The sequence below is a fragment of the Pseudomonas sp. NPDC077186 genome (assembly GCF_044543505.1).
GTDB lineage: Bacteria > Pseudomonadota > Gammaproteobacteria > Pseudomonadales > Pseudomonadaceae > Aquipseudomonas.
Window position 1 is genome coordinate 444,919 of sequence record NZ_JBITWE010000001.1, and the last position, 23,541, is coordinate 468,459.

A 23,541-nucleotide genomic window follows, 5' to 3' on the forward strand; every position below is an offset into this window, starting at 1 on the left:
AGCCCGGGGCTGGCGTGCCTCCCCCGGGAAAGAGGTACAGATCGTGGAAGCACATTTCACCGAATGGCTAAACCTGGGCATCCGCTGGATCCATATGATCACCGGCATCGCCTGGATCGGCGCATCCTTCTATTTCGTCTGGCTGGAGAACAACCTCAACCGCAGCAATCCCCGCGAGGGCCTGTCGGGCGACCTCTGGGCGATTCACGGCGGCGGTATCTACCACCTGGAAAAGTACAAGCTGGCTCCGCCGAAAATGCCGGAGAACCTGCACTGGTTCAAATGGGAGGCCTATGCCACCTGGCTGTCGGGCATCGCCCTGATGCTGGTGGTGTACTACCTCAACCCCAGCCTGTACCTGATCAAGCCGGGCGTCGAACTGGCACCGGCCATGGGCATCGTCATCGGCTTCGGCTCGATGATCGCCGGCTACGTGGCCTATCACTTCCTCTGCGACTCGCCGCTGGGCAAGCGCCCGGCCCTGCTCGGCGCCGTGCTGTTCGTGCTGATCATCGCCGCCGCCTATGGCTTCAGCCAGATATTCAGCGGCCGCGCGGCGTACATCCATGTCGGCGCCATCATCGGCACCATCATGGTCGGCAACGTGTTCTTCACCATCATGCCGGCCCAGCGCGCGCTGGTTAAGGCGATCGAAGACAACACCACGCCTGACCCGACCCTGCCGGCCAAAGGCCTGCTGCGCTCGCGCCACAACAACTATTTCACCCTGCCGGTGCTGTTCATCATGATCAGCAACCACTTCCCGAGCACCTACGGCAGCCAGTACAACTGGCTGATCCTGGCCGGTATCGCGATCCTGGCCGTACTGGTACGCCACTACTTCAACACCCGCCACGACAGCAGCAAGTACGTCTGGACCCTGCCGGCCGCGGCACTGGGCATGATTTGCCTGGCCTACGTCACCGCCCCGGTGCGCCAGGCGCCGACCGCCGCTCCGGTGGCCGTGGTCGAACAGGCCGCCAGCGAAACCCTGGCCAAGGTCGAGGAAGTCAGCGAAGCCGCCCCCGCAGCGCCCGCCGCCAGCGAAAGCGCCGCAGCCGACGCAACCGCGAGCACTGGCAGCGCCGACTTCGCCAAGGTCGAGAGCGTGATCCACGAGCGCTGCACCGTCTGCCACTCGGCCACCCCGAGCAGCCCGATGTTCAGCACCGCGCCGGCCGGCTTCATGCTCGACACCCCCGAGCAGATGAAGGCGCAGGCGGCCAAGATCCATGCGCAGACCGTGGCCACGCAGATCATGCCGCTGGGCAACATCACCCAGATGACCCAGGACGAGCGCGATTTGATCGGCAGCTGGATCGCCCAGGGCGCCCAGACCAACTGATTGCCACACATGCCGCGCCCGTGACTGGGCGCGGCATTTTTTTATAGCCTGCCATCAGTGGCCCCTGCGGGCCGCGGCTCCACAAGAATGCGCTGGAAGCGCGCCGACCCGGAGGGGTGGACATGCCCAAGGCTTGTCCACCGCCGCGCCGCGAAAGGACATTGGCGGACAAGGCTGCGCCATGTCCACCCTAGGCCCCTGCTTCGCGCCGGAACGACTCAAGCGCAAACCCTACACCCCGCCGAACCGCCGGCAGCGCAAGCTGACCGGCGGTTCAGTTTTTTGTGCACAATCCATAAATAAATTGTTTTTAACCATGTCCACAAGTTGTATAGTCGACACATTCTGACCGATTGGACAGTTTTCCTTCGAGCAGAGCAGAGGTGCCGTGAAGCCTCGTGTAAGCCCATGACCATATAAAAACAACTGGCAGGCTATGACATGACCACAGACCGCAACACCCAAGCCCCAGCTGCGCCGTCCGGCAACAGCGACCTGATCTACCAGCTGGACGACACCCCAGCCTTCGCCCCTGCCATCTTCGCGGCGCTGCAGCATGTGCTGGCCAGCTTCGTCGGCATCATCACCCCCACCCTGATCGTCGGCAGCGCCCTCGGCCTCGGCGCCCACGTGCCCTACCTGGTGAGCATGGCGCTGTTCGTCTCCGGCCTCGGCACCTTCGTCCAGGCCAAGCGCATCGGCCCGATCGGCTCCGGCCTGCTGTGCCTGCAGGGCACCAGCTTCGGCTTTCTCAGCGTGGTGCTCAGCGCCGGCTTCATCGTCAAGGGCCGCGGCGCCAGCGAGGAGGAGATACTCGCCACGCTGTTCGGCATCTGCTTCTGCGCCGCCTTCGTCGAGATCGCCTTCAGCCAGTTCATCAACAAGCTGCGCAAGGTGATCACCCCGGTGGTCACCGGCACCATCATCTGCCTGATGGGCCTGTCGCTGATCAAGGTGGGCATGACCGACCTGGCCGGCGGCTACGGCGCGCCGGACCTCGGCGCCCTGCATCACCTGGCCCTCGGCGGCCTGGTGCTGGGCACCATCGTCCTGCTCAACCGCGCCTCCTCGCAGGTGCTGCGCCTGTCGGCGGTGATCATCGGCCTGACGCTCGGCTTCGCGGTGGCCTGGTTCACCGGCCGGGTGGACTTCGCCAACATGGCCGAAGTGCCGCTGATCAGCGTGCCGCAGCCGTTCAAGTACGGCTTCGGCTTCGACTGGATCGCCTTCGTGCCGATCGCGGTGATCTTCCTGATCACCCCGCTGGAAACCGCCGGCGACCTGACCGCCAACTCGATCATCTCCAAGCAGCCGGTCAAGGGCCCGCTGTACATGCGCCGGATCAAGTCCGGGGTGCTGGCCGACGGCTGCAACTCGGCGGTCGCCGCCATGTTCAACAGCCTGCCGATGACCACCTTCAGCCAGAACAACGGGGTGATCCAGCTCACCGGCGTGGCCAGCCGCCACGTGGGTTTCTACATCGCCGGCATCCTGGTGCTGCTCGGCCTGTTCCCGGTGGTCGGCGCGGTGCTGCAGCTGATGCCCAAGCCGGTGCTCGGCGGCGCCACCCTGATCATGTTCGGCACCGTCGCCGTGGCCGGCATCAAGATCCTCAGCGAAGCCGGCCTGCACCGCCGCAACGTGCTGATCGTGGCCATCTCCCTGGGCCTGGGCCTGGGCGTGGCCGGCGTGCCGGACGTGCTGTCGCACATGCCCGACGTGCTGAAGAACATCTTCGGCTCGCCGATCACCATCGGCGCCTTCAGCGCCATCGTGCTGAACATCTTCCTGCCCGACGAGACCCACGAGGTCGAGGAAGACGACTACGACCCCGAGGCGCACCTGCACACCGTGCTGCAGAACCGCCAGGACGACGAGGCCGTCGACGACGGCAGCCTCAAGACCCTCAGCCGCGACCTGACCCCGGACGCGCGACCGAGCTGACCGCCAACCTCGCTTCCCCTCCCGGCGGCGCGCCGCCGGGAGCCACCCGCTTGCACTCCAACAATAAGGAAAACCCATGAAACTCAAGCATCTGCCTCACTGCCTCGCCCTCTCCGCCGGACTGTTCTCCGGCCAGCAGGCGCTCGCCGGCGACCTGCTCTACTGGCAGGACAACAGCCTGTCCTACCTCTACGGCGAAAATTTCCAGCGCATGAACTTCAATGGCGAGGAGCAGCGCACCCAGACCACCTTCACCTTCGAGCACGCCAGCGGCTGGGCCTGGGGCGACGTGTTCTACTTCCTCGACTACATCCGCGCCGACAACGTGCAGTCGCGCGGCAGCTTCGACAACGGCACCTTCCGCCAGCACGACAAGGATTCCTTCTACTACATGGAGTTCTCCCCGCGCGTCAGCCTGAGCTGGCTGACCGGGCAGAAGCTGGCCGCCGGCCCGATCAAGGACGTCTACGCCGCCTTCACCTACGAGAAGGGTGAAGGCGGCCCCGGCCCGGAGAACTACCTGTACGGCGTCGGCCTGGACTGGGACGTGCCCGGCTTCGCCTTCTTCAAGACCAACCTGTACCGGGTGAAGATCAACAACCACACCTTCTTCGCCGACAGCGACAGCAACGGCTACGCCACTCAGCTGACCGTCTCCGCCGCCTACCCCTTCAGCCTGGGCGAGCAGGATTTCGTCGTCGACGGTTTCGTCGACTGGCGCTCGCCGTCCAGCGACGCCGGCACCCAGACCTCGGTGGGCTCCTCGATCCAGGTCAAGTGGGACGCCGGCAAGGCGCTGTTCGGCAAGGAGCGCCAGCTCTACGTCGGCACCGAAGTGAACATGTGGCACAACAAGTACGGCGTGAAGCCGGTGGACGGTTCCACCGACGGCTTCGACCAGACCGCCGTCCAGGCACTGGTCAAGTACCACTTCTGACCGCTGCCGCACCGCACTTGGCCGACGTCGGGTAGGGACGGCGGCCGGGTAAAAAGGGGGATGGGCCTTGCGCCCTTCCCCCTTTTTCTTTGGATCGATAAATGCCTGGTGCGCATGGCGCACCCTACGGATGTTGCCCGCTCCACGCACGCACTGCCGCTATCGAAGCGGCTTCAACCAGCGCACCAACCGGGCGCTGCGCACCAGCCCCGGCACCGCATCGGTGCAGGATCTGGCCGTCCTATCCGGCTTCTCCATCAACTACTTGCAACCACACAATTGACCACAAGGTCAAGTTTTTGCACACAAAAAACACTATTTTTGTGTGCAATTTGTCAGAAAGCCATATTCAGCGGCGTATTTTATGTGTACAAGGCAATCAGGTTCCTTCTGAAATTTTGCCGAAACGGCTGTATACACAAGATCGGCCGAGCAGCGTCCACAAAAACGGAACGGAACCTGCAGACAAATCTCCTCATACGCCGCCAAGGCGCAAGAACAACATTGGGAGCTGTCCATGTCCAACGCCGAAGAATTCCGCATCAAGCACATCGATACCTCGCTGCACAACGAGGACCTCGCCCCGCTCGCCCCGGAGAAACGCAAATGGGGCTGGTTCGAGATCTTCAACGTCTGGTCCAACGACATCCAGAGCCTGTTCGGCTACACCCTGGCCGCCACCCTGTTCATTTCCTACGGGCTCAACGGCTGGGCGGTGCTGGCCGGCATCGTCCTCGCCGGCTTCATCGTCATGGGCCTGGTGCAGCTGACCGGCAAGCCGAGCGTGAAGTACGGCATTCCCTTCCCGGTGTTCGCCCGTGCCAGCATGGGCGTGCGCGGCGCCAACTTCCCGGCCCTGGTGCGCGGCATAGTCGCGATCTTCTGGTACGGCGTGCAGACCTACTTCGCCTCCACCGCGGTGGCGCTGCTGCTCAACTCGCTGCTGCAGCCCGAGGCACCGGCCACCTTCCTCGGCATGACCGCCATCGGCTGGCTGTCCTACCTGATCGTCTGCGTGTTCCAGGTGGCGCTGTTCATCCGTGGCATCGACTGGATCACCAAGTTCCTCAACTGGGCCGGGCCACTGGTCTACGTGGTGATGATCGCGCTGATGGCGATGATCTGGTACCAGGCCGGCCCCAGCCTGCTCGGCGAGCTGGGCAACATCTTCGACGGCAGCGGCGAGTATGCCGCCGGCCCGGTGGCCGCCTTCTTCGCCGTGGTCGGCACCATGGTCGCCTACTTCGCCGCGGTGGTGATCAACTACGGCGACTTCGCCCGCTTCGTCAAAAGCGAGAAGCAGATGACCATCGGCAACTTCCTCGGCCTGCCGGTGAGCCTGGCGATCTTCTCGCTGATCGCCCTGGTGATCACCGCTGGCACCGTGGTGGTGTTCGGCGAGACGCTGACCAACCCCACCGACATCGTCGCGCGGGTGGACAACCTGAGCCTGACCATCATTGCCGCGCTGACCTTCTTCGCCGCCACCGTGGGCATCAACCTGGTGGCCAACTTCATCCCGCCGGCCTACGACCTGGCCAACCTGGCGCCGGCGCATATCAGCGCACGCACCGGAGGTTTCATCACCGCGGCCATCGCCTTCTTCATCGGCGCGCTGTGGGTGGCCTTCATCAGCAATGTCGGCATCGCCGCCTTCGTCGACACCTTGGGCGCCGTGCTGGCCCCGCTGTACGGCATCATCGTCGCCGACTACTACCTGGTGCGCCGCGGCAAGCTCGACCTGCAGCAGCTGTTCAGCGCCGAGGTCGGTTCGGCCTACTACTTCGACGGCGGCTGGAACCGCAAGGCGCTGATCGCCTTCGCCGTGGCCTCGGTGTTCTCCGTCGCCTCGGTATGGACCCCGGGCCTGAGCCAGCTGTCCGGCTACGCCTGGATCTTCGGCGCGCTGCTCGGCGCGGCCCTGCACTACGGGCTGATGCGTGGTCAGGCCCAGGCGCTGAAGCGCGCCAGCGCTGTCGTCTGAAGCCTCACGGGGTGGACGAAGCCGGCGCCCGTGCGCCGGCTTTGGCTTTCTGGCGTTCGAGAAAGTCCACCTTCCACTGCTCCAGGCCGATGTACTCGCTGTCCAGATTGGCCTCGACCCGGTGCTTGTCCTTCAGCGCCGCGACCTGCGCCGCGCGCTCGCCGAGAAAACGGTCGAAGCGCGCGATCAGCGCGGGCTGGCGAGCGCTCGACAGATGGAAGCTGCCGCGGGTGTGCGGCAGCTTGGGGTCGAACACCAGGGCGCCGGGGCGGGCGCGGATGTTGTCGAGGTAATGGGTCGCCACCACCACGTTGAAGTAGGCGCCATCGGTGTCCTGCTTCAGCGCCTGGCGAATCATCTGGCGCAGATCGTCGCTGTAGCTCAGGCGGATCTGTCCGCTGTCGATGCGCTGCTCGTAACCGCGCGGCGTCCAGCCCTGCACCATGGCCAGGCGAGCGATGCCCTCCAGCGCCTGGCCCTGGCGCTGCGGCGCCACCAGCACGCCGTCGACGTAATCGACCACCGCCTGGCTGTAGTGCAGGGTCATGCCGGCCTTCTGCGCCTGCGCCCAGTGCGGGCTGTCCGGGTACTTGAAATCGATCTCGCCGCGACGCAGCGCCGGCAGCAACTGCTCCACCGGCAGCGCCTTGTAACTCAGGCTGATACCGCTGTCGGCGGCGAAGGCATCCAGCACCTCGCGGGCGAAACCGCGGTAGTCGCCCTGGGCGTCGAGGCTATAGTGCGGGGCGAACGGCAGGTCCTCGACGCCGACCACATAGGTTTGCGCCAGGGCAGCAGGCGTCAGCAAAAGGGTGGAAAACAGGCACAGTGGTACGGGCTTCATTGCAAGCCTCCTTATTGTTGTTCTGGGAATCCGGTCAGGCGGCTCAGCCGCCGGTCATGCTCATAAAGCGCACCACCTGCACCTGCTCGTCGCTGGCGAAGTGGTGCCGCTCGGGTTTCAGGCGCAGCGCCTCGATCAGCGCCTGACGCAGGCGCGCGCCGTCGCCGGGGTGGGCGCGCAGCAGGCGCTTGAGGTCCAGCGCGTTGTCGTGGCCGAGGCAGAGCACCAGCTTGCCTTCGGCGGTGACCCGCACGCGGTTGCAGTCGCCGCAGAAGTTGTGGCTGTGCGGCGAGATAAAACCGACCCGCGTCTCGCTGCCGACCACCTGCCAGTAACGCGACGGCCCGCCGGTGACCTGGCTGCTGCGCACCAGCGCATGGCGCTGCTCGATGCGCGCGCGCACCTCGTCGCTGGAGCAGAAGGTCTGCTCGCGCCTGTGACTGACCACGCTGCCCAGCGGCATTTCCTCGATAAAGCTGATGTCCAGGCCGCGGGCGGTGGCGAACTCGAGCAGATCGAGCACCTCGTCGTCGTTGCGCCCGCGCTGCACCACGCTGTTGAGCTTGATCCTGTCGAAGCCGACGGCGCGCGCCGCGTCGATGCCGGCCAGCACCTGGTCGAGCTTGTCGCGCCGGGTGAAGGCGGCGAAACGCTCGCGTTTGAGCGAATCCAGGCTGACGTTCAGGCGGCGCACGCCGGCCGCGCGCAGCTGCGGCGCCAGCTCGGCCAACTGCGTGCCGTTGGTGGTGATCGCCAGGTCGTCCAGCTCCGCGCGCGCGCCCAGGCGCTGCAGCAGGCTCAGCAGATTCTTGCGCACCAGCGGTTCGCCGCCGGTGATGCGCACGCGGCGCACGCCGAGACCGATAAAGGCGTCGGCCACGGCGTAGAGTTCTTCCAGGCTGAGAATCTGCTGGCGCGGGGCGAAGATCATGTCCTCGCTCATGCAGTAGGTGCAGCGAAAGTCGCAGCGGTCGGTGACCGACAGCCGCAGGTAGGTGATGCGCCGGCCGAAAGGGTCGACGAGTTGGGTCGTGTGCACAGCCGGTCTCCTGCAGCGTCGCGCGCCGAGACTTTTTGTTATGGATATCGCCGACAGCGATAGAAACAGAAAAGCGAAATTTTGTATACAGGAATTTGACCCATGGGTCAGATAGCCGCTGTGCGGCCCGTGGCCGCTGGCTTGAGCCCCGCGCAAGGCCGGTGCTACCATGCCCGACCGCCGCCCGGCGGCAGAGCAGATCACAGGGCCATATGACCAGCATTCGCGAACGTAACAAAGAGCTGATCCTGCGCGCGGCCAGCGAAGAGTTCGCCGACAAGGGCTTCGCCGCCACCAAGACCAGCGACATTGCGGCCAAGGCAGGCCTGCCCAAGCCCAACGTCTATTACTACTTCAAGTCCAAGGAAAACCTCTACCGCGAGGTGTTGGAAAGCATCATCGAGCCGCTGCTGGCCGCCTCCGCGCCGTTCAACCAGGCGGGCCACCCGGGCGAGGTGCTGACCGCCTACATCCGCTCGAAGATCCGCATCTCCCGCGAGCTGCCTTACGCCTCCAAGGTATTCGCCAGCGAGATCATGCACGGCGCACCGCACCTGTCGCCGGAGCAGACCGAACAGCTCAATGCCCAGGCCAAGCACAACATTGCCTGCATCCAGCGCTGGGTCGACCAGGGCCTGATGGCGCAGGTCGATCCGCACCACCTGCTGTTCAGCATCTGGGCCGCGACCCAGACCTATGCCGACTTCGACTGGCAAATCTCCACCGTCACCGGCAAGGCCAGCCTGGACGATGCCGACTACGAAGCCGCGGCGCAGACCATCATCCGCCTGGTGCTCAAGGGCTGCGAAGTGGCCCCGGCGCCGTCCACGGCTTCCGAGTTGGTTACCAGCGCCTAACTCGAATCCGCGGCATACGCCGATCCCGTAGGGTGCGCTGTGCGCACCAGGTCTTCCCGAACATCCGTGTCGTAAACTCGGTGCGCACGGCACACCCTACGAAGCCCGCCTCCCTACGCCCCCGCATCCGCCTTCAGCCCCAGCGACTCCAGCGCACTGACCGCACACTGCTCGTCGATATCCGAGGTGTCGCCGGTGATGCCGACGGCGCCGATCACTTCGCCGCGCTCGTCGCGGATCAGCACGCCACCCGGCGCCGGCACCAGGCTGCCCTGGGCCAGGTTGTTCACCGCCCCGATAAAGGCCGGGCGCTGCTGCGCGTCGGCGGCGATCAGGCGCGAGCCCTTGCCCAGGGCCAGCGCGCCCCAGGCCTTGCCGATGGCGATCTGCGGGCGCAGCAGGCTGGCGCCGTCCTCGCGCTGCAGGCAGATCAGATGCCCGCCGGCATCCAGTACGGCGACGGTCAGCGGCGCCGCCTTTATCTCGCGGCCCACGGCCAGCGCGCGGTTACCGATGGCGTTGGCGGTTTGCAGGTTCAAGTGGCTCATGCGGATGACTCCTGAAGTGACGAAGGGAACGAAACGCCCGGAGCGAGGCCGGCACTGCGCATGCCGACAGCCGCGGGCAATCCAAAGCTCGCCCTCACTATCCCACCAGAAACAAAAAATTCAACCACTACATACAATATTATTTTTTATTGTATACAGTTAGTGCGACACACCTCTTCACCTGTACTACCAACCCCGTCAAACGGGCGTTTCAAAAGAAATTGGCCCAGGCGACAGACTGCATCGGAAAAATTGTTGACCGCGAAGTCATGGCCTGCATAGAATCCGAGCCAGGTGTTTTGTATACAATCTGATAACAAAAGAGGCACAAGATTATGGCCAGAATGAGAGCAATCGAGGCAGCCGTACTGGTGATGCGCCGCGAAGGCGTCGATACCGCGTTCGGCGTCCCCGGCGCTGCCATCAACCCCCTGTATGCCGCACTGAAGAAACTCGGTGGCATCGATCACGTCCTGGCCCGTCACGTCGAAGGCGCTTCGCACATGGCCGAGGGCTACACCCGCACCAATGCCGGCAATATCGGCGTGTGCATCGGCACCTCCGGCCCGGCCGGCACCGATATGGTCACCGGCCTGTACTCGGCGTCCGCCGACTCCATCCCGATTCTGTGCATCACCGGCCAGGCGCCGCGTGCGCGCATGCACAAGGAAGATTTCCAGGCTGTCGACATCACCAGCATCGTCGGTCCGGTGACCAAGTGGGCCACCACCGTGATGGAGCCCGGCCAGGTGCCGCGCGCCTTCCAGCGTGCCTTCCATGAAATGCGCAGCGGCCGCCCCGGCCCGGTGCTGATCGACCTGCCGTTCGACGTGCAGATGGCCGAGATCGAGTTCGATATCGACGCCTACGAGCCGTTGCCGGTGGCCAAGCCGAGCACCAGCCGCATCCAGGCCGAGAAGGCCATCGCCATGCTCAACGAGGCCGAGCGCCCGCTGCTGGTCGCCGGTGGCGGCATCTTCAACGCCGATGCGCAAGACAAGCTGGTGGAATTCGCCGAGCTGACCGGCGTACCGGTGGTGCCGACCCTGATGGGCTGGGGCGCAATCCCCGACGACCACAAGCTGATGGTCGGCATGGTCGGCCTGCAGACTTCGCACCGCTACGGTAACGCCACCCTGCTCGCCTCCGACCTGGTGTTCGGTATCGGCAACCGCTGGGCCAACCGCCACACCGGCTCGGTCGACGTCTACACCGAGGGCCGCAAGTTCATCCACGTCGACATCGAACCGACCCAGATCGGCCGCGTGTTCAACCCGGACCTGGGTATCGCTTCCGACGCCGGCGCCGCGCTGGACGCCTTCCTCGAAGTCGCCCGCGAGTGGCAGGCCGCTGGCAAGCTGAAGGACCGCAGCGCCTGGGTCGAAGCCTGCCGCGAGCGCAAGCGCACCCTGCAGCGCAAGACCCACTTCGACAACGTGCCGGCCAAGCCGCAGCGCGTCTACGAGGAAATGAACGAAGCCTTCGGCAAGGACACCTGCTACGTCAGCACCATCGGTCTGTCGCAGATCGCCGGCGCGCAGTTCCTGCATGTGTACAAGCCGCGCCACTGGATCAACTGCGGCCAGGCCGGCCCGCTGGGCTGGACCATTCCGGCGGCCCTTGGCGTGGTCAAGGCTGACCCGCAGCGTCAGGTCGTGGCCCTGTCCGGCGACTATGACTTCCAGTTCATGATCGAGGAGCTGGCCGTCGGCGCGCAGTTCAACCTGCCGTACATCCACGTGCTGGTGAACAACTCCTACCTGGGCCTGATCCGTCAGGCGCAGCGCGGCTTCGACATCGATTACTGCGTGCAGCTGGCGTTCGAGAACATCAACGCACCGGAGCTCAACGGTTACGGCGTCGATCACGTCGCCGTGGTCGAGGGCCTGGGCTGCAAGGCGATCCGCGTGTTCGACCCGAACGAGCTGCAGAACGCCTTCGCCGAAGCCAAGCGCCTGATGGCCGAGCACCGCGTGCCGGTGGTGGTGGAGATCATCCTGGAGCGCGTCACCAACATCTCCATGGGCACCGAGATCAACGCGATCAACGAGTTCGAGGAACTGGCCGAGCGCGGCGTCGACGCACCGACCGCCATCTCGCTGCTGGATTGATCCGTCCGCCGGGTGCGCCACGCGCACCCGGCCACCACGACGTAGCCCGGATGCAATCCGGGAAGACCGCAACACCGCCCCGGATTGAATCCGGGCTACGACAAGGAGCACACCATGCCCCGTTTTGCTGCCAACCTGTCCATGCTGTTCACCGAAGTGGACTTCCTGGACCGTTTCGCCGCCGCCGCCGAAGCCGGTTTCAGCGGCGTGGAATACCTCTTCCCCTATGACTTCGCGGTGGAAGAGATCAAGGCCCGCCTGGACGCCAACAAGCTGGAACAGGTGTTGTTCAACCTGCCCGCCGGTGACTGGGGCAAGGGCGAGCGCGGCATCGCCTGCCATCCGGATCGCGTCGAGGAATTCCGCGCCGGCGTCGACAAGGCCATCGCCTACGCCAAGGTGCTGGGTAACAAGCAGATCAACTGCCTGGCCGGCATCCGCCCGCAGGGCCTGGACTGCGCGACCGTCGAGAAGACTTTCGTCGACAACCTGCGCTACGCCGCTGACAAGCTGGCTGGCGCCGGTATTCGCCTGGTGATGGAAGCCATCAACACCCGCGATATTCCCGGCTTCTACCTCAGCACCACCAAGCAGGCCCTGGACATCCGCGACAAGGTCGGTAGCACCAATCTGTACCTGCAGTACGACATCTACCACATGCAGATCATGGAAGGTGACCTGGCCCGCACGGTTGAGAGCAACCTGGCCGCCATCAACCACGTGCAGCTGGCCGACAACCCGGGCCGCAACGAGCCGGGCACCGGCGAGATCAACTACCGCTTCCTCTTCGAGCACCTGGATCGCATCGGCTACCAGGGCTGGATCGGCTGTGAATACAAGCCGGCAACCACCACCGCTGCCGGCCTCGGCTGGATGAAAGCGCACAACGCAATCTGAGGAGACTCTACTCATGGCTAAAATCGGATTTATCGGCACCGGCATCATGGGCAAGCCCATGGCGCAGAACCTGCAGAAGGCCGGCCACACCCTGTTCTTCTCCGAGCACTTCGACAAGGCGCCGGCCGACCTGCTGGGCGACAACGGCATCGCCCTGGCCAACCCGAAGGAAGTGGCCCAGGAAGCCGAATTCATCATCGTCATGGTCCCGGACACCCCGCAGGTCGAAGACGTGCTGTTCCGTGACAACGGCATCGCCCAGGGCGTCGGCGCCGGCAAGGTGGTGATCGACATGAGCTCGATCTCCCCCACCGCGACCAAGGCCTTCGCCGAGAAGATCAAGGCCACCGGCGCCGCCTACCTGGACGCCCCGGTGTCCGGTGGCGAAGTCGGTGCCAAGGCCGCGACCCTGTCGATCATGGTCGGTGGCTGCCCGAACGCCTTCGAACGCGCCCTGCCGCTGTTCCAGGCCATGGGCAAGAACATCACCCGCGTCGGCGGCAACGGCGACGGCCAGACCGCCAAGGTGGCCAACCAGATCATCGTCGCGCTGAACATCCAGGCAGTAGCCGAAGCCCTGCTGTTCGCCGCCAAGAACGGCGCCGACCCGGCCAAGGTGCGTGAAGCGCTGATGGGCGGCTTCGCCGGCTCGAAGATCCTCGAAGTGCACGGCGAGCGCATGATCAAGGGCACCTTCGATCCGGGCTTCCGCATCAGCCTGCACCAGAAGGACCTCAACCTGGCGCTGTCCGGCGCGCGCGAGCTGGGCCTGAACCTGCCCAACACCGCCAACGCCCAGCAAGTGTTCAGCACCTGCGCGGCCCTCGGCGGCAGCGGTTGGGATCACTCTGGCCTGATCAAGGGTCTGGAGCATATGGCCAACTTCAATATCCGCGGCGAAAAGGCCTGAGGCCAGTTCAGAAACACACCTTGTGGGAGGCGCTTTAGCGGCGACTGTCGCGGCTAAAGCCCCTCCCACAGATCCTCTGAACCCTTCGCCCACCCTTTCGACCTTCCTGGCAGGAGGTGTCACGGCCCGATTGCCAGGTCGGTCGATTCCACTCCCCAGGCGCTGCCACGCGGCGCCTGCGGACTGGAATCGATCCAGCGTCACCCCAGAACAAGAGAACACCGCCATGACCTTCGATCCGCAACGCCTGCTGCGCGACCTGTTCGCCACCGCCATCGCCGCCGCGCATCCGCGCCAGGTGTTGGCCGACCACCTGCCCGCCGACCGCAGCGGTCGCGTCATCGTCATCGGCGCCGGCAAGGCCGCCGCGGCCATGGCCGAGGTGATCGAGCAGGAATGGCAAGGCGAGGTCAGCGGCCTGGTGGTGACCCGCTACGAGCACGGCGCCGACTGCCAAAAGATCGAAGTGGTGGAAGCCGCCCATCCGGTGCCGGACGACGCCGGTGAGCGCGTCGCTCGCCGCGTGCTGGAGCTGGTGTCGAACCTCTCCGAAGACGACCGGGTGATCTTCCTCCTCTCTGGCGGCGGCTCCTCGCTGCTGGCGCTGCCGGCCGAGGGCATCAGCCTTAAGGACAAGCAGGCGATCAACAAGGCGCTGCTCAAATCCGGCGCCACCATCGGCGAGATGAACTGCGTGCGCAAGCACCTCTCGGCGATCAAGGGCGGCCGCCTGGCCAAGGCCTGCTGGCCGGCCACGGTCTACACCTACGCCATCTCCGACGTGCCCGGCGACGAGGCCACGGTGATCGCCTCCGGCCCCACCGTGGGCGACCCGACCACCTCGGCCGAAGCCCTGGCGATTCTCGCCCGCTACGCCATCGACATCCCGGCCAACGTACGCGCCTGGCTGCAGGACCCGCGCTCGGAGACGGTCAAGCCGGGCGACCCGGTGCTCGCCCGCAGCCACTTCCAGCTGATCGCCACGCCGCAGCAATCGCTCGACGCCGCTGCTGCCAAGGCCCAGGAGGCCGGGCTGCCGGTGCTGATTCTCGGCGACCTGGAAGGCGAGTCGCGCGACGTGGCCAAGGTGCATGCCGGCATCGCTCGCCAGGTGCAGTTGCATGGCCAGCCGATCAAGCCGCCGTGCGTGATCCTCTCCGGCGGCGAAACCACCGTCACCGTGCGCGGCAACGGTCGCGGCGGGCGCAACGCCGAATTCCTCCTCAGCCTCACCGACAGCCTCAAGGGCCTGCCCGGCGTCTACGCGCTGGCCGGCGACACCGACGGCATCGACGGCTCCGAAGACAACGCCGGCGCCATCATGACGCCCTACAGTCATGCCCGTGCCGGCATCAAGGGCCTGTCCGCCCGCGACGAGCTGGACAACAACAACGGCTACGGCTACTTCGCCGCCCTCGACGAGCTGATCGTCACCGGGCCGACCCGTACTAACGTCAACGATTTCCGCGCCATTCTGATCCTTGAGAGCCCTGCCCAATGAACGCCGACAAGAAAGTGAAGATCCTCGCCACCCTCGGGCCGGCGATCCGCGACGCCGCGCATATCCGCCAGCTGGTGGAAGCCGGGGTCAACCTGTTCCGCCTCAACTTCAGCCACGGCGAGCACGCCGATCACGCCCAGCGCTACCAGTGGGTGCGTGAGGTGGAGCGCGAGCTGGGCCAGCCGATCGGCATCCTTATGGACCTGCAGGGGCCGAAGCTGCGCGTCGGCCGCTTCGCAGGCGGCAAGGTGCAACTGGTCAACGGCCAGAGCCTGCGCCTGGATCTGGACGCCACGCCCGGCGACGCCAGCCGGGTCAACCTGCCCCACCCGGAAATCATCGAAGCCCTGCAGCCGGGCATGAGCCTGCTGCTGGACGACGGCCGCCTGCGCCTGAAAGTGACCGCCAAGCAGGCCGATGCGGTGATCACCGAGGTGATCGCCGGCGGCGAGCTGTCCGACCGCAAGGGCGTCAACGTTCCCGAGGCGGTGCTGCAACTATCGCCGCTGACCGAGAAGGATCGCCGCGACCTGGCCTTCGGCCTGGAGCTGGGCGTGGACTGGGTAGCGCTGTCCTTCGTGCAACGCCCGGAAGACATCGTCGAAGCGCGCGAGCTGATCGGCGGCAAAGCCTTCCTGATGGCCAAGATCGAAAAGCCCTCGGCGGTGACCCACCTGGAAGAAATCGCCAAGCTGTGCGACGCCATCATGGTCGCCCGCGGCGATCTGGGCGTGGAAGTGCCGGCCGAGAACGTGCCGCGCATTCAGAAGGACATCGTGCGCACCTGCCGCCAGCTCGGTCGCCCGGTGGTCGTCGCCACGCAGATGCTCGAATCCATGCGCTTCTCCCCGGCGCCGACCCGCGCCGAGGTCACCGACGTGGCCAACGCCGTGGCCGAAGGCGCCGATGCGGTGATGCTGTCGGCCGAGACCGCCTCCGGCGACTACCCGCTGGAAACCGTGCAGATGATGAGCAAGATCATCCGCCAGGTGGAGAACGGCCCGGACTACCAGAGCCAGCTCGACGTCGGCCGCCCGCAGGCCGAGGCCACCGCCAGCGATGCCATCAGCTGCGCCATTCGCCGCATCAGCGCGATCCTGCCGGTGGCGGCATTGGTCAACTACACGGAATCCGGCAGCTCCAGCCTGCGCGCCTCGCGCGAGCGGCCCAAGGCGCCGATCCTCAGCCTGACCCCGAGCCTGACCACCGCGCGCCGCCTGACCGTGGCCTGGGGCATCTACTCGGTGGTCAACGAGCGCCTGCACAAGGTCGAGGAAGTCACCAGCACCGCGCTGGAGATCGCCCAGGCCCAGGGCATGGCCCAGCGCGGCGACACCGTGGTGATCACCGCCGGCGAACCCTTCGGCCAGCCCGGCAGCACCAACAGCCTGAGGATCGAAACCCTGCATTGAGCCTGCGGCGCCCAACGCAATAAAGCACCGTAGCCCGGATGAAATCCGGGGAAATCCCCCTGTTTCCCCGACTTAATCCGCACTACACGCGGCCTTGTGGGAGCGGCTTCAGCCGCGAATGAATCCAGGAAGAACGCGCTCCCCGAGCCCCCGCGGGCATAACCAGTTTGCAGGCGCCCATCGGGCGCCTCTTTTTGTTTCGAGTCCAGCATGTCGCCTCTCTCTTCCCAGCACGCCCTGCAGGGCCTACGCGCCCTGCTTTGCGGCTTCGCCCAGATCTTCCTGCAGCAGCACCCCGGTTGCGGCCTGCTGGTGCTGCTGGCGATTGTGCTCGGCGCACCCGACCTGCTCGGCGGCGCGCTGCTCGGCGGCCTGGCCTCGATGCTGGTGGCGCAGCGCCGCGGCTACCCGCAGGCGGATATCGCCATCGGCCTGTACGGCTACAACGGCATCCTGCTCGGCCTGCTGCTCAGCCTGAAACTGGCCTGGACGCCGCTGCTGCCGCTGCTGATCGTCGCCAGCGCCGGGCTCTCCAGCCTGCTGCTGGCCCCCTGGATGCGGCGCATGCGTCAGCATGGCTGGCTGCCGGCCTTCACCTTCCCGTTCGTCGTGCTGGGCTGGGCGCTGCTGGCCCTGGCCGCCCCGCTGGGCCTGCCGCCGGCGGCGCCAGCGGCAGCGCCCGCCACGCCCGAGCTGATTGGCGTGGAACTGCTGCTGGCGGTGCTGCGCGGCCTGGGCCAGGTGATCTTCCTCGACGCGCCGCTGGCCGGCCTCGCCCTGCTACTCGGCCTGCTGCTGGCCGACCGCCGCGCCGCGCTGTGGGCCGTGCTGGGTTCGAGCGCCGGCTTCGCCCTCGCCCTGCTGCAGGGCTGGCCCAGCGACGGCGCCCTGGCCGGACTCCATGGCTACAACGCCAGCCTCGCCGCCATCGCGTTGGCCCAGGTGCAGCGCAACCCCCTCGCGCCGCTGTGCGGCCTGCTGCTGGCCCTGCTGCTGCAACCGGGTTTCGCCGCTCTGGAAATACCGGCGCTGACCATGCCCTTTATCCTCGCCTGCTGGCTGGTCAAGGCCAGCGTGCAACGCTGGCGTCAGGCGGTGAAGGACAGCGCGCCGCGGCGCCACCCCTGAACAGTCTCGGCCAGGCCGATGCCCAGTACGCAAAACGGCGCCCTGGGGCGCCGTGCGTCGAGCGGAGAAGCCGACTCAGCGGCTCTGGTAATGCCGGTAGAGCCCCGGCGGGATGCCGCTGCTGTCGGTGGCGCGCCAGGGCCCGCCGGGCTGCGGCGACCAGCTCCAACCGCTGGCCCAGCGGTAGAAGATGCGCTCGCGGTAGTAGAGGTCGCGTGCGCCCTCGACCACGTAGACGCCCAGCGCCGGGCTCCAGTGGCTGGCCACGCCCGGCGGCGGCGCGTAGCGCGGGTGGGACGGCTGCTGCACCGGCGGCAGCGAGCCGACCGGCGCACTCGGCTGCACGGCGCAACCGACCAGACCCAGGCTGAGTACGCCGAGCAGCGCCAGGCGCTTCATTGCGCCTGGCCGTCGCGGCTGTCGATCAGCAGCGCCTGGGTGTCGCGCGCAGTGTTCGACACCGGCCCGCGCTGGCCGATCCACTCGCCACGGGTGGCATTGCCCTCGCGCGATACCCGCGCCACCAGCTGTACCTGGGCAAAGCCGGACAGCTTGAGCTCGGGCATCATCGCATCCACGTCGGACAGGCTGACCTGCGCCGGCAGGTCGGCGACCTTCAGGCGCTTGACCGCCAGGGGCATGGGCGGGCCGCTCAGGGCGCGGGCGAAGACGAACACGCTGTCGTCCGGCTTGACCTGCGCCTGCACCTCGGGCGACAGCGCCACGCTGACTTCCAGGGCATGCACCTTGGCGCCCGGCTCGGCAGCGGCGCTGGGCTGCTCGCCCGCGCCGATCTGCTGACGGGCGCGTTCGATGCCGCCGGCGATCGCCGCGCGCGACGGGTCCTGCTCCGGCAGCACCGCCACCAGCCGCTCCCAGTAGCGCACCGCATCGGCGTAACGCTGGCTCTCGTAGGCGGCGATACCGAGCAGGCCGAGGCTGGTCACCTCTTGCGGGTCGGCCTTCAGCGCCTCGTCGGTGAGCGCCTGCAACTGGTCGTTCCACTGCTTGCCGCCGGCGAAATACAGCGCCTGCGCCCACTGGCCGAGCAGCTCCGGCGCCCGGCCGGCCAGCTTCGCCGCCTGTTCGAAGGCCTTGGCCGCATCGGCCGCGCGCTCCTGGGCCATATAGGTGCGGCCGAGGAAGTACCAGGCCTCGGCCGACTCCGGGTTGGCCTTGAGCGACTGTTCCAGGCGCGCGGTCATTTCCTCGATGCTCTGCGGCTGCTGCGCGGCCAGCAGACGGGTCTGCTCGACCTGAGCCAGGGCGCCCCAGTGCAGATACAGGCCGACGCCCAGCAGCGGTACCAGCAAGGCCGCCAGCAGCGGAATCCTGCCGCCGAGCACGCCGCTGCGGCGCTGCACGCCTTCGGTGTCGGCCAACAGTTCGCGCGCGGCCTCGGCGCGGCCGGCCTCCAGCTGGGCATCGTCGAGCACGCCGGCCTGGCGCTGGGTTTCCAGCTCCTGCAGGCGCTCCTGGTAGAGGGTGACGTTGAGGGCGGTGCGGTCTTCCTCGGCCTGCAGCTTGCGAATGCGCAACACCGGGATCAGCAGAAACGCCAGGGCGGTCAACAGCAGCAACCCGGCGGGCAACCAGAAATCGATCATGGGTCTTTCTTGTCCTGAGAGTTTTGCTCGAGCAGCGCGGCGAGGCGCTGCTGCTCATCGGCGGAGAGGCCGGCGGCCGGGCGCGCCTTCTGCTGCTTGCGGCGGCGCAGGACGATGGCCCCGAGCACGCCGAAGCCGATCAGCAGCAGGCCGGCCGGGCCGTACCAGAGCAGCAGGGTGCGTCCGGTGACGGGCGGGTTATAGAGCACGAAGTCGCCGTAGCGCGAGACCAGGAAGTCGATGATCTCGTCGTTGCTCTTGCCCTCCTCCAGCATGCGGAAGATCTCGCGGCGCAGGTCCATGGCGATCGGCGCGTCGGAATCGGCGATGTTCTGGTTCTGGCACTTGGGGCAGCGCAGTTCTTCGATCAGGTTGCGGTAGCGCTGGCGCTCCGCCTCGTTGGCGAACTCGAAGGTGTCGATGGCGGCCTGGGCACTGGTCAGCAGACCGAGCGCCAGCGCGGCACTGGTGAGTAGGCGCTTCATGGCTGCACCTCGTCGACCAACTGGTGGTAGATCGGCGCCAGCTTCTCGCGCCAGACACGCTCGTCGATGGTGCCGACAAACTTGTGGCGGATGATGCCCTGGGCATCGACGAAGAAGGTTTCCGGCGCGCCGTAGACGCCCAGATCGAGACCGAGGCTGCCCTTGGCGTCCTCGATATTGAGCTGGTAGGGGTTGTGCAGGTCGCGCAGCCATTTCTGCGCCGGCTCGCGTTCGTCCTTGTAGTTGACCCCGTGGATCACCACGCCGGCCTCGGCCAGCTTGTTCAGCACGGGGTGCTCGTGGCGGCAGGCCGGGCACCAGGTGGCCCAGACGTTGACCAGCGCCGGTTTGCCCTTGAGGTCCTCCTGAGTCAGGATGCGCGCCGGATCGTCCAGCGACGGCAGGCTGAACGCCGGAAAGGGCTTGCCGATCAATGGAGAGGGCAACTCGGTAATGTCTTCCTTCTGCATCTGCAGCCAAGAGATATATGCAAACGAACCCAGAATACCGGCGATAAAAGCGACAAAAACTACACGCATGTATGTACTCATCAGTTCGCTCCTTGCCCCGCCATGCCGAGCGCCTCGCGCACGCGGGTGCGCACCTTGATCCGGTAACGCGAATCGCTGGCAGCGAGGAAGCCGCCGAAGCCCATCAGCAGCGCGCCCAGCCAGATCCAGCGGACGAAGGGTTTGATGTGCACGCGCACCGCCCAGGCGCCCTGCTCCAGCGGCTCGCCGAGGGCGACGAAGAGGTCGCGGGTGAAGCCGGCGTCGATGCCCGCCTCGGTCATGGTCGCCTGCTGCACGGTGTACAGACGCTTCTCCGGGTGCAGCACCTTGATCTGCCGCTCGCCGTCGAACACCCGCACCGTGCCCTTGTCGGAGATGAAGTTGGGCCCCTCATGGTGCACCGCACCGTCGAACTGGAAGCGATAACCGCCGAGTTCCACCGAATCGCCCGGCGCCATGCGCAGGTCGCGCTCGTAGCTACCCAGGCTGGTCAGCACCACGCCGAGGGCGCACACCGCGAAACCGAAATGCGCCATCTGCATCCCCCAGTAGCTGCGACCGAGGCTCGGCAAGCCCTTGAGCAGGCCCTTGTGGCGGGTCTTGTCGAGGATGTCGCGGGCGCCGGCCAACACCACCCAGGCCGCCAGCAGGCACACGGCGAGCACCGCCCAGTGGAAGTCGCCGTGGACGAAGGTGGCGAGCAGCGCCAGCACCACGCTGGCCACCAGTACCGGCGCCAGCATGCGCCCCAGCCAGTGCAGCGGGGTGTCCTTCCAGCGCACCAGCACGCCGACGCTGATCACCGCCATCAGCAGCGCCATCAGCGGCACGAACAGCGCGTTGAAGTAAGGCGGGCCGACCGACAGCTTGGCCCCGGTCAGTGCGTCGAGCACCAGCGGGTAGAGGGTGCCGAGCAGGATCATCGCCGCGGCCACCACCAGCACGATGTTGTTGACCAGCAGCAGCGTCTCGCGCGACCACAGGCCGAAGCCGACCTGGCTGCGTACCACCGGCGCGCGCAGGGCGAACAGCGCCAGCGAGCCGCCCACCACCAGCAGCAGGAAGGCGAGGATGAACACGCCGCGCTCCGGGTCGGTGGCGAAGGCATGCACCGAGGTCAGCACCCCGGAACGCACCAGGAAGGTACCGAGCAGGCTGAGGGAGAAGGCGGCGATGGCCAGCAGCACGGTCCAGCTCTTGAACACGCCGCGTTTCTCGGTCACCGCCAGCGAATGGATCAAGGCCGTCCCGACCAGCCAGGGCATAAAGGAGGCGTTCTCCACCGGGTCCCAGAACCACCAGCCGCCCCAGCCCAGCTCGTAGTAGGCCCACCAGGAGCCGAGGGCGATGCCGATGCCGAGGAAGGCCCAGGCGACTATGGTCCAGGGCCGCGACCAGCGCGCCCAGGCGGCGTCCAGCTTGCCGCCGAGCAAGGCGGCGATGGCGAAGGCGAAGGCCACCGAGAAGCCGACGTAGCCCATGTACAGCATCGGCGGATGGACGATCAGGCCGAAGTCCTGCAGCAGCGGGTTGAGGTCGCGGCCGTCCATCGGCGCATTCGGCAGCAGACGCTCGAAGGGGTTGGAGGTGACGATCAGAAACAGCAGGAAGCCGATGCTGATCATGCCCATCACCGCCAGCACGCGGGCCAGCATCTCTTCCGGCAGGTGGCGGGAGAAGATCGCCACGGCGAAGGTCCAGCCGGCCAGGATCAGCGCCCACAGCAGCAGCGAGCCCTCGTGGGCGCCCCATACGGCGCTGAACTTGTAATACCAGGGCAGCGCGCTGTTGGAGTTGCTGGCCACGTAGGCGACGGAGAAGTCGTCGACCATGAAGGCGTAGGTCAGGCAGATAAAGGAAAACAGCAGGAAGGCGAACTGGCCCCAGGCGGCCGGCTGCGCCAGGCTCATCCACTGGTGGTCGCCGCGCCAGGCGCCGATCAGCGGCAGCGTGGCCTGCACCAGGCACAGGCACAGCGCCAGGATCATCGCCAGATGGCCGAGTTCGGGGATCATTGCGCACTCTCCTGCTGGTAGGCCTGTTTGCCGGCGGTGGCGGCGTCGTGCTGCTGCTTCATGCCGCTCTTTTCCAGCGCCTGCATCACTTCCGGCGGCATGTAGTTCTCGTCGTGCTTGGCCAGCACCTCGTCGGCCACCAGCACGCCCTGCTCGTTGACCTTGCCCAGGGCGACGATGCCCTGACCCTCGCGGAACAGGTCGGGGAGGATGCCCTGGTAGCGGATGGTGATGCCCTTGGCGCCGTCGGTGACCACGAAGTCCACCTCCAGGCTGTCCGGCGAGCGCTTCACCGAGCCCTCCTCCACCAGCCCGCCGGCGCGGATGCGGGTATCGAGCGGCGCCTCGCCCTCGGCGATCTGGGTCGGGGTGTAGAACAGGTTGATGTTCTCCTGCAGCGCGGTCAGCGCCAGGGCCACGGCGATGCTGACGCCGCAGAGGATGGCCAGGACGATGTACAGACGTTTCTTGCGGACCGGATTCACTTCGACTTCTCCCGGCGCAAACGGCGCGCCTCGTCTTGCAGGTAACGGCGGCGCGCCAGGATCGGCAACGCCACATTCAGCGCCAGCACCGCCAGGCTGATGCCGTAGGCGCTCCACACGTAGGCGCCATGGCTGCCCATGGCGAGAAACTCGGCGAAGGAGGAAAAATTCATGCCTTGCCCTCCACCAGGGATTCGACCTCGGCTTTCACCCAACTGCTGCGCGCCTCGCGCTTGAGCACCTCGGTGCGCATGCGGTAGAGCAGCACGGCGCCGAAGAAACAGTAGAAGCCGAGCACGGCGAGCAGCAGCGGCAGCCACATCTCCACCGGCATGGCCGGCTTCTCGGTGATCTTGAAGGTGGCGGTCTGGTGCAGCGAGTTCCACCACTCCACCGAGTACTTGATGATCGGGATATTGACCACCCCGACTATGGCCAGCACCGCGCAGGCCTTGGCCGCGCTGTCGCGGTTGCTGATGGCGTTGCCCAGGGCGATCACGCCGAAGTAGAGGAACAGCAGGATCAGCATCGAGGTCAGGCGCGCGTCCCACACCCAGTAGGTGCCCCAGGTCGGCTTGCCCCAGATGGCGCCGGTGAGCAGGGCGATGGCGGTCATCCAGGCGCCGATGGGCGCGGCCTGCTGCAGGGCGACGTCGGCCAGCTTCATCTTCCACACCAGGCCGACCAGGCCGGCGACCGCCAGCATCACGTAGATCGACTGAGCGAGGAAGGCGGCCGGCACGTGGATGTAGATGATCCGGAAGCTGTTGCCCTGCTGGTAGTCCGGCGGCGCGAAGGCCAGCCCCCAGACCAGTCCGGCGACCATCAGCAGCACGGCGGCGACGCTCAGCCAGGGCAGCCAGCGGCCGCTGATCTCATAGAACCACTTGGGCGAACCCCACTTGTGAAACCACGTCCAGTTCATCGCTCGACTCATCATTCAAACCTGGCCCGGATGCAATCCGGGGAAGCGCGGGCCA

General features: G+C 66.4%; 22 protein-coding genes. 11 read left to right on the top strand and 11 right to left on the bottom strand.

Annotated features, from left to right (window positions below):
* Positions 1–43 precede the first annotated feature (43 nt).
* The 4 genes from ACIGKL_RS02040 to ACIGKL_RS02055 all read left to right on the top strand — a co-directional run bounded on the left by ACIGKL_RS02040 (position 44) and on the right by ACIGKL_RS02055 (position 6,210).
* Positions 44–1,345 (top strand): urate hydroxylase PuuD, encoded by a 1,302-nt coding sequence (locus tag ACIGKL_RS02040; RefSeq protein WP_397485058.1) that lies wholly within the window; start codon positions 44–46, stop codon positions 1,343–1,345.
* Between the two features lie 441 nt (positions 1,346–1,786).
* Positions 1,787–3,289: a nucleobase:cation symporter-2 family protein gene (locus ACIGKL_RS02045; protein WP_397485059.1), complete on the top strand. Its 1,503-nt coding sequence runs from the start codon at positions 1,787–1,789 to the stop codon at positions 3,287–3,289.
* A 76-nt stretch (positions 3,290–3,365) separates the two neighbouring features.
* Entirely contained in the window at positions 3,366–4,226 is an 861-nt protein-coding gene (locus tag ACIGKL_RS02050) for an outer membrane protein OmpK (RefSeq protein ID WP_397485060.1), read from the top strand.
* Between the two features lie 517 nt (positions 4,227–4,743).
* Positions 4,744–6,210 carry an NCS1 family nucleobase:cation symporter-1 gene (locus tag ACIGKL_RS02055; protein WP_397485061.1) on the top strand — a complete coding sequence of 489 codons (1,467 nt, stop codon included), beginning with the start codon at positions 4,744–4,746 and terminating at the stop codon, positions 6,208–6,210.
* A gap of 4 nt (positions 6,211–6,214) precedes the next feature.
* On the opposite strand, the gene ACIGKL_RS02060 is transcribed toward ACIGKL_RS02055, so the two are convergent.
* Complete coding sequence (locus ACIGKL_RS02060; RefSeq protein ID WP_397485062.1) at positions 6,215–7,054, bottom strand: substrate-binding periplasmic protein; 840 nt, start codon at positions 7,052–7,054, stop codon at positions 6,215–6,217.
* Positions 7,055–7,097: 43 nt separating this feature from the next.
* Positions 7,098–8,093 carry a GTP 3',8-cyclase MoaA gene (gene moaA, locus ACIGKL_RS02065; RefSeq protein WP_397485063.1) on the bottom strand — a complete coding sequence of 332 codons (996 nt, stop codon included), beginning with the start codon at positions 8,091–8,093 and terminating at the stop codon, positions 7,098–7,100.
* A 212-nt stretch (positions 8,094–8,305) separates the two neighbouring features.
* Between moaA and ACIGKL_RS02070 the strand changes: the two genes are divergently transcribed.
* On the top strand, positions 8,306–8,950 hold the full coding sequence (locus ACIGKL_RS02070; RefSeq protein WP_397485064.1) for a TetR/AcrR family transcriptional regulator: 645 nt from the start codon (positions 8,306–8,308) through the stop codon (positions 8,948–8,950).
* 113 nt (positions 8,951–9,063) lie between these two features.
* On the opposite strand, the gene ACIGKL_RS02075 is transcribed toward ACIGKL_RS02070, so the two are convergent.
* Positions 9,064–9,498 carry a heme-binding protein gene (locus tag ACIGKL_RS02075; RefSeq protein ID WP_075748349.1) on the bottom strand — a complete coding sequence of 145 codons (435 nt, stop codon included), beginning with the start codon at positions 9,496–9,498 and terminating at the stop codon, positions 9,064–9,066.
* 335 nt (positions 9,499–9,833) lie between these two features.
* On the opposite strand from ACIGKL_RS02075, the gene gcl reads away from it, so the two are divergent.
* The 6 genes from gcl to ACIGKL_RS02105 all read left to right on the top strand — a co-directional run bounded on the left by gcl (position 9,834) and on the right by ACIGKL_RS02105 (position 17,457).
* Positions 9,834–11,609 carry a glyoxylate carboligase gene (gene gcl, locus ACIGKL_RS02080; protein WP_397485065.1) on the top strand — a complete coding sequence of 592 codons (1,776 nt, stop codon included), beginning with the start codon at positions 9,834–9,836 and terminating at the stop codon, positions 11,607–11,609.
* 114 nt (positions 11,610–11,723) lie between these two features.
* Positions 11,724–12,506, top strand: coding sequence for a hydroxypyruvate isomerase (gene hyi, locus ACIGKL_RS02085; protein WP_074916055.1), 783 nt, complete (start codon positions 11,724–11,726; stop codon positions 12,504–12,506).
* A 13-nt stretch (positions 12,507–12,519) separates the two neighbouring features.
* Complete coding sequence (locus ACIGKL_RS02090; protein WP_397485066.1) at positions 12,520–13,416, top strand: 2-hydroxy-3-oxopropionate reductase; 897 nt, start codon at positions 12,520–12,522, stop codon at positions 13,414–13,416.
* Positions 13,417–13,642: 226 nt separating this feature from the next.
* A complete protein-coding gene (locus ACIGKL_RS02095) occupies positions 13,643–14,917 on the top strand; it encodes a glycerate kinase (protein ID WP_397485067.1) in 1,275 nt (424 codons plus the stop codon).
* The gene (gene pyk, locus ACIGKL_RS02100; protein WP_397485068.1) at positions 14,914–16,329 is read left to right on the top strand and encodes a pyruvate kinase; all 1,416 of its coding nucleotides are present in this window, start codon (positions 14,914–14,916) and stop codon (positions 16,327–16,329) included. Before ACIGKL_RS02095 ends, pyk begins: the two co-directional genes overlap by 4 nt.
* Positions 16,330–16,539: 210 nt before the next feature.
* A complete protein-coding gene (locus tag ACIGKL_RS02105) occupies positions 16,540–17,457 on the top strand; it encodes an urea transporter (protein ID WP_397485069.1) in 918 nt (305 codons plus the stop codon).
* A 75-nt stretch (positions 17,458–17,532) separates the two neighbouring features.
* Here the strand turns inward: ACIGKL_RS02105 and ACIGKL_RS02110 are convergent, their stop codons facing one another.
* From ACIGKL_RS02110 to ACIGKL_RS02145, 8 genes are read right to left on the bottom strand one after another with little or no spacing between them, the layout of a single operon-like run.
* Positions 17,533–17,856, bottom strand: a complete 324-nt coding sequence (locus ACIGKL_RS02110; RefSeq protein ID WP_397485070.1) for a hypothetical protein — start codon at positions 17,854–17,856, stop codon at positions 17,533–17,535.
* Complete coding sequence (ccmI, locus tag ACIGKL_RS02115; protein ID WP_397485072.1) at positions 17,853–19,064, bottom strand: c-type cytochrome biogenesis protein CcmI; 1,212 nt, start codon at positions 19,062–19,064, stop codon at positions 17,853–17,855. Before ccmI ends, ACIGKL_RS02110 begins: the two co-directional genes overlap by 4 nt.
* On the bottom strand, positions 19,061–19,549 hold the full coding sequence (locus ACIGKL_RS02120; protein ID WP_397485073.1) for a cytochrome c-type biogenesis protein: 489 nt from the start codon (positions 19,547–19,549) through the stop codon (positions 19,061–19,063). The genes ccmI and ACIGKL_RS02120 overlap by 4 nt, the downstream gene beginning before the upstream one ends.
* Positions 19,546–20,100, bottom strand: a complete 555-nt coding sequence (locus ACIGKL_RS02125; protein WP_397485074.1) for a DsbE family thiol:disulfide interchange protein — start codon at positions 20,098–20,100, stop codon at positions 19,546–19,548. Before ACIGKL_RS02125 ends, ACIGKL_RS02120 begins: the two co-directional genes overlap by 4 nt.
* Positions 20,100–22,076 carry a heme lyase CcmF/NrfE family subunit gene (locus ACIGKL_RS02130; protein ID WP_397485075.1) on the bottom strand — a complete coding sequence of 659 codons (1,977 nt, stop codon included), beginning with the start codon at positions 22,074–22,076 and terminating at the stop codon, positions 20,100–20,102. Before ACIGKL_RS02130 ends, ACIGKL_RS02125 begins: the two co-directional genes overlap by 1 nt.
* A complete protein-coding gene (ccmE, locus tag ACIGKL_RS02135) occupies positions 22,073–22,561 on the bottom strand; it encodes a cytochrome c maturation protein CcmE (RefSeq protein WP_397485076.1) in 489 nt (162 codons plus the stop codon). The genes ACIGKL_RS02130 and ccmE overlap by 4 nt, the downstream gene beginning before the upstream one ends.
* Positions 22,558–22,734, bottom strand: coding sequence for a heme exporter protein CcmD (gene ccmD / locus ACIGKL_RS02140; protein WP_397485077.1), 177 nt, complete (start codon positions 22,732–22,734; stop codon positions 22,558–22,560). Before ccmD ends, ccmE begins: the two co-directional genes overlap by 4 nt.
* Positions 22,731–23,486: a heme ABC transporter permease gene (locus tag ACIGKL_RS02145; protein WP_397485078.1), complete on the bottom strand. Its 756-nt coding sequence runs from the start codon at positions 23,484–23,486 to the stop codon at positions 22,731–22,733. The genes ccmD and ACIGKL_RS02145 overlap by 4 nt, the downstream gene beginning before the upstream one ends.
* Positions 23,487–23,541: the final 55 nt, after the last annotated feature.

What these genes read in the sequence shown, in the direction of transcription:
- ACIGKL_RS02045 (WP_397485059.1), top strand. Translation starts at nt 1,787, where the DNA reads ATGACCACAGACCGCAACACCCAAGCCCCAGCTGCGCCGTCCGGCAAC.
- ACIGKL_RS02050 (WP_397485060.1), top strand. Translation starts at nt 3,366, where the DNA reads ATGAAACTCAAGCATCTGCCTCACTGCCTCGCCCTCTCCGCCGGACTG.
- ACIGKL_RS02055 (WP_397485061.1), top strand. Translation starts at nt 4,744, where the DNA reads ATGTCCAACGCCGAAGAATTCCGCATCAAGCACATCGATACCTCGCTG.
- ACIGKL_RS02060 (WP_397485062.1), bottom strand. Translation starts at nt 7,054, where the DNA reads ATGAAGCCCGTACCACTGTGCCTGTTTTCCACCCTTTTGCTGACGCCT.
- ACIGKL_RS02070 (WP_397485064.1), top strand. Translation starts at nt 8,306, where the DNA reads ATGACCAGCATTCGCGAACGTAACAAAGAGCTGATCCTGCGCGCGGCC.
- ACIGKL_RS02075 (WP_075748349.1), bottom strand. Translation starts at nt 9,498, where the DNA reads ATGAGCCACTTGAACCTGCAAACCGCCAACGCCATCGGTAACCGCGCG.
- gcl (WP_397485065.1), top strand. Translation starts at nt 9,834, where the DNA reads ATGGCCAGAATGAGAGCAATCGAGGCAGCCGTACTGGTGATGCGCCGC.
- hyi (WP_074916055.1), top strand. Translation starts at nt 11,724, where the DNA reads ATGCCCCGTTTTGCTGCCAACCTGTCCATGCTGTTCACCGAAGTGGAC.
- ACIGKL_RS02090 (WP_397485066.1), top strand. Translation starts at nt 12,520, where the DNA reads ATGGCTAAAATCGGATTTATCGGCACCGGCATCATGGGCAAGCCCATG.
- ACIGKL_RS02095 (WP_397485067.1), top strand. Translation starts at nt 13,643, where the DNA reads ATGACCTTCGATCCGCAACGCCTGCTGCGCGACCTGTTCGCCACCGCC.
- pyk (WP_397485068.1), top strand. Translation starts at nt 14,914, where the DNA reads ATGAACGCCGACAAGAAAGTGAAGATCCTCGCCACCCTCGGGCCGGCG.
- ACIGKL_RS02105 (WP_397485069.1), top strand. Translation starts at nt 16,540, where the DNA reads ATGTCGCCTCTCTCTTCCCAGCACGCCCTGCAGGGCCTACGCGCCCTG.
- ACIGKL_RS02110 (WP_397485070.1), bottom strand. Translation starts at nt 17,856, where the DNA reads ATGAAGCGCCTGGCGCTGCTCGGCGTACTCAGCCTGGGTCTGGTCGGT.
- ccmI (WP_397485072.1), bottom strand. Translation starts at nt 19,064, where the DNA reads ATGATCGATTTCTGGTTGCCCGCCGGGTTGCTGCTGTTGACCGCCCTG.
- ACIGKL_RS02120 (WP_397485073.1), bottom strand. Translation starts at nt 19,549, where the DNA reads ATGAAGCGCCTACTCACCAGTGCCGCGCTGGCGCTCGGTCTGCTGACC.
- ACIGKL_RS02125 (WP_397485074.1), bottom strand. Translation starts at nt 20,100, where the DNA reads ATGAGTACATACATGCGTGTAGTTTTTGTCGCTTTTATCGCCGGTATT.
- ACIGKL_RS02130 (WP_397485075.1), bottom strand. Translation starts at nt 22,076, where the DNA reads ATGATCCCCGAACTCGGCCATCTGGCGATGATCCTGGCGCTGTGCCTG.
- ccmD (WP_397485077.1), bottom strand. Translation starts at nt 22,734, where the DNA reads ATGAATTTTTCCTCCTTCGCCGAGTTTCTCGCCATGGGCAGCCATGGC.
- ACIGKL_RS02145 (WP_397485078.1), bottom strand. Translation starts at nt 23,486, where the DNA reads ATGAACTGGACGTGGTTTCACAAGTGGGGTTCGCCCAAGTGGTTCTAT.